Source organism: Phenylobacterium sp. (assembly GCF_031412415.1).
In the GTDB taxonomy this organism is placed as follows: Bacteria; Pseudomonadota; Alphaproteobacteria; order Caulobacterales; family Caulobacteraceae; genus Phenylobacterium.
On sequence record NZ_JANOCX010000034.1, the window covers coordinates 1 to 7991 of the forward strand.

A 7991-nucleotide genomic window follows, 5' to 3' on the forward strand; every position below is an offset into this window, starting at 1 on the left:
CAGCCCTACGCCGTCACCAACCCCGGCGGCCTCTTCGTCTTCGCCTTCCAGGTCCTGCCGCTGATCCTGGTGATCTCGGCCCTCTCCGCGCTGCTGTGGCACTGGCATGTGCTGAAGTGGGTGATCCGGGCGTTCGGCATCCTGTTCCAGCGCACCATGGGCCTGGGCGGCGCCTCGGCCACGGCGGTGGCGGCCAACATTTTCCTGGGCATGATCGAGAGCCCCATCGTGATCCGCGCCTACCTGGACAAGCTGACCCGCTCGGAGCTGTTCCTGATGATGGTGGTGGGCCTGGCGACCGTCGCCGGCTCCACCATGGTGGCGTACGCGACTATCCTGCGCGGCAGCTTGGACAATGCGGCGGCCCACGTCCTGGTGGCCTCGATCATCTCGGCGCCGGCGGGTGTCCTGCTGGCGCGGATCGTGGTGCCGGAGAGACAGGGACTTGGCGGGGCCTACGCCGACTACACCTCGCTGCTGAAATACGACTCCGCCATCGACGCCATCAGCAAGGGGACGATGGACGGCTTGTCGGTGGTGCTGAACATCTCCGCCATCCTGATCGTCTTCGTGGCGCTCGTGGCCATCGGCAACGGCCTGCTCTCGGTCTTCCCGGCGGTCTACGGCGAGCCGATTACCATCGAGCGGGTGCTGGGGGTGCTGTTCACGCCCCTGGCCTGGGCCATGGGCGTCCACTGGGACGAGGCCTTCAAGGCTGGCTATCTGCTGGGCGTCAAACTGATGCTGACCGAGTTCATCGCCTTCATCCAGCTGGGCGCCGTTCCGGCCGGGGAAATGAGCGAGCGCACGCGGATGATCATGACCTATGCGCTCTGCGGGTTCGCCAATGTGGGGTCGGTGGGGATTACCGTCTCCGGCATCGGGGTGCTGATGCCCGAACGGCGCAATGAGATCATCGGCATGGTCTGGAAGGCGTTGATCGCCGGTTTCCTGGCCACCTGCATGACCGCCGCCCTGGTCGGCGCCATGCCGCGCGAACTGTTCGGAGGCTGAGGGCGGGATGAAGCTCTATGACGCGCCGATCGCGCCCAATCCGCGCCGGGTCCGCTGGGTCCTGGCCGAGAAGGGCGTCTCCGATATCGAGATCGTCCGGATGAACCTGGCGGAGGGCACGCACAAGAGCCCTGACTACATGGCCAAGGCGGGCCTCGCCAACGTGCCGGCGCTGGAAATGGACGATGGGACCTGCATCACCGAATCCATCGCCATCTGCCGCTATCTGGAGAGCCGCTACCCAGACCCGAACCTGTTCGGAGCTTCGCCGGAAGAGACCGCGGTCGTCGAGATGTGGATGCGCCGCGCGGAGATGCTGGTCGCGGTCCCCTTCATGGTGGGCGTGCGCCACACTCATCCCGCCATGGCCGCGCTGGAGACCCAGGACGCGAACGTCGGCGCCTACAACACCGCCCAGGGCCTGGCCGCGCTGAAGGTGCTGGACCTCCGCCTCGCTCAGGCCGAGTGGTTGGCCGCCGAGCGCCTGACCATCGCCGACATTGTGGCGTTCGTGGGCATCGACTTCACACGGCTGATCAAGCTCGCGATCCCCGAGACGCTGACCCATGTCCACCGTTGGGCCCAGGCCATGCGCGCTCGCCCGGCCGCCCAGGCATGATCCGGACCCTCGTCTTCGCCCTCGCCCTGGCGTTCGCCGCGCCGGCCGCCGCGCAGGAACTCACCGTCGTCGGCCTGGACGGCAAATCCAAGGTGCTGAAGGCCGCGGACTTCGCGGGCTTCCCCCGCGCCGAGGTGGTGGTGCCGCAGGACACGGGGACCAAGACCTATGAGGGCCCGATCCTGGCCTATGTGCTGCGCGCCGGAGGCCTGCCTGTCGGTCCGCGCCTGCATGGCGATCCGCTGCGCGCCTTCGTGATCGTCACCGGCGCCGACGGGTTCCAGGCGGTGTTCTCCCTGGCTGAGCTGGACAAGGACTACAGCACCGCGACCGTGGTCCTGGGCGACACGGTCGACGGCAAGCCGCTGGGAACCAAGGAAGCGCCCTGGCGCCTGGCGATCTCAGGCGACAAGAAGCGCTGGCGCAGCGTTTACGGTGTCACCCGCATCGAAGCCCGCTTGGCGGATGCGACCCCGGCGATGGCGCCCCCCGCCATGGACCGCGCCCACTAGCCAAGCCGACTAAGGCTTGATCAGCTCCAGCGAGCGGATGCGGGTTTCAAGGGTGGGACCCACCGCCATGACGAAAAGCTCGTCCGCGCCTGTGCTCGCCGCCTTTTCCGCCAGCCTGGCCCGCACACGATCCGGGTCGCCGACGATGCCCCGCGCCATCACGCCCTCCAGCCGCGGATCGCCCGCGTGCTCGGCCAGGAACGCCTGGGCCTCGGGGATCGAGCGGAAGCGGCGGCGCTGGTTGAACAGGGTGGCGAGGTTCGAGGCGCGCATCGGCGCGGCCAGACGCTGGGCTTCGTCGTCGGTCTCGGCCGCCAGCGCGATCGTCGCGATTCCGGCCCAAGGCTTGTCGCGGAACACCGAGGGCTCGAAGGCCGCCCGATAGGCCTCGACGGACGGCGTTCCGTCGGTCCGGGCGATGAACTCCGCGAACACCATGCCCACCCCAGCGCGGCCGGCGAAGTCGGCGCTGTCGGGCGAGGACGTCAGCATGAACAGGTCGGGGTGGCTCGGCCCCGAGGGATTGGCGGCGATGCCGAAGGCCGGATGGGCCTCGGTGATCGGTTCGCGGCCTGAAGAGTCCAGCAGCCAGGCGTTCAACAGGGCGAAATACTGCGGGAAGGCCTCCGACCCCGCCGAGCGCAGCGCGCCTCCGGTTCGGCTGTCGGTCCCGAGCGCGCGGCCCACGCCGAGGTCGATTCGGCCCGGCGCCAGGGCCTCCAGTTCCATGAACACCTCGGCCACCTTCAGCGGCGAGTAGTTGACCAGCATCACCCCGCCCGAGCCCAGGCGGATGGTCTGGGTGGCCTGGGTGAGGGCCGCGATCAGGATCTCCGGAGCCGGCGAGGAGAGCGTTCCGATGTTGTGGTGCTCAGCCAGCCAGAAGCGGTGGTAGCCTAGCCGCTCGGCGGCCTGGGCCACGGCGATGGTGTCGCGGATCGCCTGGGCCTGAGTCCCGTCGCCGCTGACCGGCGACAGGTCCAGGACCGAGAGGGTGAAGTTCACGCCTCGCCCTTCAGCGCCCGGCGGACCATGCGCACGCCGTAGGCCGCCAGCAGTCCGGCAAACAGCCCGAAGACCAACTCGCTGGCCAGGGTGCCGACCTGCTCCGGTCGCATGGCCTTGCGCGATGAAAGCGCCAGGAACAGCAGCAGGTCGCTGGCCAGGAACAGGAAGACGGGCCCCGCGAACAGCACCAGCGCCGCCCCCGGGGCGGCCTTCTTCAGTCTTTCGGCGTCGAGCGCCACTATCCGGCCCTCGCGCTGGTCTTCTTCAGCACCGCCGAGAAGCTCATAACTGGCTCGCCGCCCGTGGTCATCAGGCCCCGCACGAAGACCATCCTGCGCCCGGCCTTCACCACCTCGCCGGTGCATTCGACTAGAGATCCCGGCGCCACCGCGCCCACGAACTCGCCGTTGAAGGTGGCGGTGACGCTGCGGCTGTCGGTCAAGGCGTCCTTGGCGATCACGAACAGGCAGTAATCGGCGAAGGTCATGATCGCCCCGCCATGCATGAAACCGCCGCCGTTCATGTGCTTGGCCTCGGCGCGCATGGCGCAGACCCGCCGCCCATCGTCGCCGACGCGATAGTAGAAGGGCCCAGCGTGGTCCTCGAAAGGGTCATTGCCATAGGCGAACCACCCCGCCCATGGACCATCCTCGATCACCTCGTGCCGCCAGCCCGTCGCCTGTGTGTCGCCGCCGTCCATCAATTCCCCGCCATCGCCCGCGAAGGGTTTGCCCGTCGCGCGTTCAAACACTAGTTTGCCGCCAAATCTCACAAGCGAACTAGGCGGCGGGAACCCCACATGCAAGGCCGGACTGTCTATCTCTGCGGCGGACTTCGCAGCCCCATCGGCCGCTACGCCGGCGCGCTCTCCAAGGTGCGGGCCGACGATCTGGCCGCCCATCCGCTGAAGGCCCTGATGGCCGCCTATCCCAATCTGGACTGGGAGCTGGTCGACGAGGTGATCTACGGGAACGTCAATCAGGCTGGCGAGGACAACCGCAACGTCGCCCGCATGGCCCTGCTGCTGGCCGGCCTGCCGCAGACCACGCCGGGTATCACGGTCAATCGCCTTTGCGCCTCCGGACTGGACGCGGTGATCGCCGGCGCCCGGACCATCGCGGCGGGTGAGGCCGACCTGATCATCGCCGGCGGCGTCGAGAGCATGAGCCGCGCGCCCTTCGTCATGGCCAAGCCCGACAGCGCCTTTTCCCGCACCCCGGAGATGTACGACACCACCATCGGCTGGCGGTTCATCAACCCGGCGCTCAAGAAGCAGTACGGCGTCGACGCCATGCCGGAGACCGCCGAGAACGTGGCCACCGACTACCAGATCAATCGCGCCGACCAGGACGCCTTCGCCCAGCGCAGCCAGGCCCGCGTCGGCGCGGCTCGCGAGCGGGGCTTCTTCGACGGCGAGATCGCGGCGCTGACCATCAAGGACCGCAAGGGCGATCTCGTCGTCAGCCAAGACGAGCACCCGCGCCCCGACACCACCCTGGATGCGCTGAGCGCCCTGCGCCCCATCGTCCGCGAGGACGGCACGGTGACGGCGGGCAACGCCTCGGGGGTCAATGACGGCGCCTGCGCCCTGCTGCTGGCCTCGGCCGAGATGGTCCAGAAGTTGGGCCTGGAGCCCCTGGCGCGGATCGAGGGCGGCGCCTCGGGCGGCGTCGCGCCGCGAGTCATGGGTGTGGGGCCGGTGCCGGCGGTGGCCAAGCTGGTCGCTCGCCTCGGGATCACCGCGCGGGACTTCGACGTCATCGAACTGAATGAGGCCTTCGCCGCCCAGGCCCTGGCCTGCACCCGCGCGTGGGGTCTGGACGACGCCGCCGACCATGTGAACCCCAACGGCGGCGCCATCGCCATCGGCCATCCGCTGGGCGCCTCGGGGGCCCGTCTGGCCTTGACCGCCGCCCGCGCGCTGAAGGAGCGTGGCGGCGAGCGCGCCTTGGCCACCATGTGCGTGGGTGTCGGCCAGGGCTCGGCCCTGGCGCTCGCGAAGGCGTGAGCATGCGCGCCGGACTGCTGTTGAGCCTGCTGCTGGCTGGGGCCGCCCAGGCGCAGGAGGCTGCGCCGCCGATGAGCCTCGACGACTTTCTCAAGCCGGAGCCGGCGGCCGTCGCCCCGGCGGCCGATGCGCCGCCGCCAGAGACCGCGCCGCCAGAGACCGCGCCGACCGAACCCCCGGCCGTCGAGCCGCAACCGGCCGAACCGGCGAAGCCGAAGACCCTGGTCGAGGCCCTGACCGCCGTCGGCTTCGACCCCAAGACCAAGGTCGAGTCCGGGGCGGTCCAGGTGATGCAGGGCCAGCGGGCCCTGTTCCATCTAGAGGCCAAGGCTGGCCCGGTGCTGTACGCCATCGAGACCGGCAAGCTCGGCGCGGCCCAACCGGAGGGGCAGGCCGAGACCTACAAGGGCTCCGGAGCCGGTCGCATCGGCGTGGCGCTGGATTCCTCGCCGGCCAAGCGCCAGACCTTCATGAAGGTCTGGAACGGCCTGGCCCGGCCGGTGACCTTCGAGCTTGAGCTGGCTGCGATCCGCAACGGCCAGCTCATGCGCCGGAAGATCGAAGCTTGCGCCGTCCCGGCCGGCGGCGTCCACAGCCAAGCCTGGCCAGATCCGATCATCGCGCTCACGGTGTCCAAGGTCGCCTTGGCGGCCAAGGGCGCGACCCCCTGCACCTGACGAGAGACACCCATGGCGCTTGATCTCGAAACCCGCGAACAGCTCATCGACACGGTGCGCCGGTTCGTCACCGAGCGTCTGCGGCCGCTGGAGGCCAAGGTCTCCGAGGACGACGCCATCCCCGGCGAGGTGCTGGCTGAGATGCGCGAGCTAGGGCTCTACGGCCTGTCGATCCCCGAGGAATACGGGGGCCTGGATCTCTCGATGGAGGACGAGTGCCTCGTGGCCGTGGAGCTGGGGCGTACCAGCCCCGCCTTCCGCTCGGCCTTCGGCACCAATGTCGGCATCGGCAGCCAGGGCCTAGTGATGTTCGGCACCGACGAACAAAAGGCCAGGTATCTGCCCGGCATCGCCTCGGGCGAGATCATCACGTCCTTCGCGCTCACCGAGCCGGAAGCGGGGTCCGACAGCGCCGCGGTGCAGACGCGCGCCACCCTGGATGGCGACGCCTATGTCCTGAACGGAACCAAGCGCTACATCACCAACGCCAACAAGGCCGACCTCTTCACGGTGATGGCTCGGACCGACCCCAGCAAGCCGGGCGGTGGCGGGGTCTCGGCCTTCCTGGTCCAACGCGACCTGCCAGGTCTGTCGGTGGGCAAGCCCGAAAAGAAGATGGGACAACAGGGCGCGCACATCTGCGACGTCAATTTCGACAATGTCCGCGTGCCGGTGGGCAACCGCCTGGGCCAGGAAGGCGAGGGGTTCAAGGTCGCCATGCAGGTCCTGGACCGGGGCCGTCTGCACATCTCGGCCGTCTGCGTCGGCGTGGCAGAACGGTTGATCGCCGACAGTGTCGCCTATGCTGTCGAGCGCAAGCAGTTCGGCCAGGCGATTTCCAACTTCCAGCTCATCCAGGGCATGATCGCTGACTCCAAGACCGAGAGCCTCGCGGCCAAGGCCTTGACCATGGAGACCGCGCGCAAGCGCGACGCTGGCCAGAGCGTGACCATGGAGGCCGCCGCGGCCAAGTACTTCGCCTCCGAGATGGTGGGCAAGGTCGCCGACCGCGCCGTGCAGATCTTCGGCGGCGCGGGCTACACCGCCGACCACGGGATCGAACGGTTCTATCGCGACGTGCGCATCTTCCGCATCTATGAGGGCACCAGCCAGGTGCAGCAGGTGGTCATCGCCCGCGAGACCCTGAAGCGGGGCGGCTGATCATGAGCGTCGATATGGAGGCCGTGATCCTGGAGATCCTCGGCAAGCTTCCGGCCGGCAAGTCCGCCTCCTCGGAAGAGGTGGCTCGCGCCGCCGACAACGACAACTGGCGCAAGCTCACCGGCCACGTGCGGAACACCGCGCGCGGCCTGGCGCGTCAAGGCCGCGTCGTGATCACCCGGCACGGCAAGCCCGCCAACCCCGAGACCTTCAAGGGCGTCTACCGGCTGCGGCTCCCGCTGGCCGGCGAAACCGTCACACCGCAAGGAACCGACCAATGATCCTCTACGGCTCGTCCCTCTCGCCCTATGTCCGCAAGACCCTGGCCTTCGCCGCCGAGAAGGGGATCGAGCTAGAGCTCCAGCCCGCCGGCATGGGCGGAGGGCCGCCGGAGTTCAAGCTGGCCAGCCCCTTCGGCAAGATGCCGGGATTCAAGGACGGCGACTTCCTGTTGTGCGACTCGACGGCGATCATCACCTATCTGGAAGCGCTTCATCCCGAGCCGAACCTGATCCCGCTGGAGCCGAAGGCCCGCGCCCGGACCATCTGGTACGAGGAATTCGCCGACACCATCCTGACCGCCGCGGCCGGCGCGATGTTCTTCAACCGCATCGTCTCGCCGAAGTTCCTGGGCAAGCCGGGCGACGAGGCCGCCGCCGCCAAGGCCGAGACCGAGCAGCTTCCGCCCATTCTCGACTATCTGGAAACGGTTCTGCCGGCCTCAGGCTGGCTGGTCGAAGACCGTATCACCCTGGCCGATATCGCCGTGGTCAGCGCCTTCGTGAACCTCAGCCACCTGCAGTGGAAGGCCGACGAGGCGCTCCATCCCCGCGCCACGGCCTACGTCCAGAAGGTCCTCGCCCGGCCGTCGTACGCCAAGTGGGTCCAGGCAGAGCGAGCGATGTTCCCGGCCTAGTCGCGAGGGCCTGCAACCTTCGGCGGCCACGAACTATATCTGGGTCATGAGCCTGCCCGCCGTCCTCGCCGAGATC

11 protein-coding genes are annotated in these 7991 nt (G+C 68.7%); 8 read left to right on the forward strand and 3 right to left on the reverse strand.

Annotated features, from left to right (window positions below; all coding sequences use genetic code 11):
* From RMO04_RS01685 to RMO04_RS01695, 3 genes are all read left to right on the forward strand, one after another.
* A partial coding sequence (locus tag RMO04_RS01685) for a nucleoside transporter C-terminal domain-containing protein (protein WP_309643062.1) occupies window positions 1-1014 on the forward strand: 1014 nt, incomplete at its 5' end.
* 7 nt (window positions 1015-1021) lie between these two features.
* A complete protein-coding gene (locus RMO04_RS01690) occupies window positions 1022-1633 on the forward strand; it encodes a glutathione S-transferase family protein (RefSeq protein ID WP_309643063.1) in 612 nt (203 codons plus the stop codon).
* Window positions 1630-2145, forward strand: coding sequence for a hypothetical protein (locus tag RMO04_RS01695; protein ID WP_309643064.1), 516 nt, complete (start codon window positions 1630-1632; stop codon window positions 2143-2145). The genes RMO04_RS01690 and RMO04_RS01695 overlap by 4 nt, the downstream gene beginning before the upstream one ends.
* Before the next feature lie 9 nt (window positions 2146-2154).
* On the opposite strand, the gene RMO04_RS01700 is transcribed toward RMO04_RS01695, so the two are convergent.
* From RMO04_RS01700 to RMO04_RS01710, 3 genes are read right to left on the reverse strand one after another with little or no spacing between them, the layout of a single operon-like run.
* Window positions 2155-3150 carry an LLM class flavin-dependent oxidoreductase gene (locus tag RMO04_RS01700; protein ID WP_309643065.1) on the reverse strand — a complete coding sequence of 332 codons (996 nt, stop codon included), beginning with the start codon at window positions 3148-3150 and terminating at the stop codon, window positions 2155-2157.
* On the reverse strand, window positions 3147-3392 hold the full coding sequence (locus RMO04_RS01705) for a hypothetical protein (RefSeq protein ID WP_309643066.1): 246 nt from the start codon (window positions 3390-3392) through the stop codon (window positions 3147-3149). Before RMO04_RS01705 ends, RMO04_RS01700 begins: the two co-directional genes overlap by 4 nt.
* Window positions 3392-3904 (reverse strand): PaaI family thioesterase, encoded by a 513-nt coding sequence (locus RMO04_RS01710; RefSeq protein ID WP_309643067.1) that lies wholly within the window; start codon window positions 3902-3904, stop codon window positions 3392-3394. Before RMO04_RS01710 ends, RMO04_RS01705 begins: the two co-directional genes overlap by 1 nt.
* 48 nt (window positions 3905-3952) lie before the next feature.
* Here RMO04_RS01710 and pcaF point away from each other — a divergent pair, with 48 nt between their 5' ends.
* The 5 genes from pcaF to RMO04_RS01735 are packed head-to-tail and all read left to right on the forward strand — an operon-like array spanning window position 3953 to window position 7915.
* Window positions 3953-5161 carry a 3-oxoadipyl-CoA thiolase gene (gene pcaF / locus RMO04_RS01715; RefSeq protein ID WP_309643068.1) on the forward strand — a complete coding sequence of 403 codons (1209 nt, stop codon included), beginning with the start codon at window positions 3953-3955 and terminating at the stop codon, window positions 5159-5161.
* A 2-nt stretch (window positions 5162-5163) separates the two neighbouring features.
* Window positions 5164-5838: a hypothetical protein gene (locus RMO04_RS01720; protein ID WP_309643069.1), complete on the forward strand. Its 675-nt coding sequence runs from the start codon at window positions 5164-5166 to the stop codon at window positions 5836-5838.
* Between the two features lie 12 nt (window positions 5839-5850).
* Window positions 5851-6999, forward strand: a complete 1149-nt coding sequence (locus RMO04_RS01725; RefSeq protein ID WP_309643070.1) for an acyl-CoA dehydrogenase family protein — start codon at window positions 5851-5853, stop codon at window positions 6997-6999.
* A gap of 2 nt (window positions 7000-7001) precedes the next feature.
* Window positions 7002-7280, forward strand: coding sequence for a DUF3253 domain-containing protein (locus tag RMO04_RS01730; RefSeq protein ID WP_309643071.1), 279 nt, complete (start codon window positions 7002-7004; stop codon window positions 7278-7280).
* Entirely contained in the window at window positions 7277-7915 is a 639-nt protein-coding gene (locus RMO04_RS01735; protein ID WP_309643072.1) for a glutathione S-transferase family protein, read from the forward strand. The genes RMO04_RS01730 and RMO04_RS01735 overlap by 4 nt, the downstream gene beginning before the upstream one ends.
* Window positions 7916-7991 lie beyond the last annotated feature (76 nt).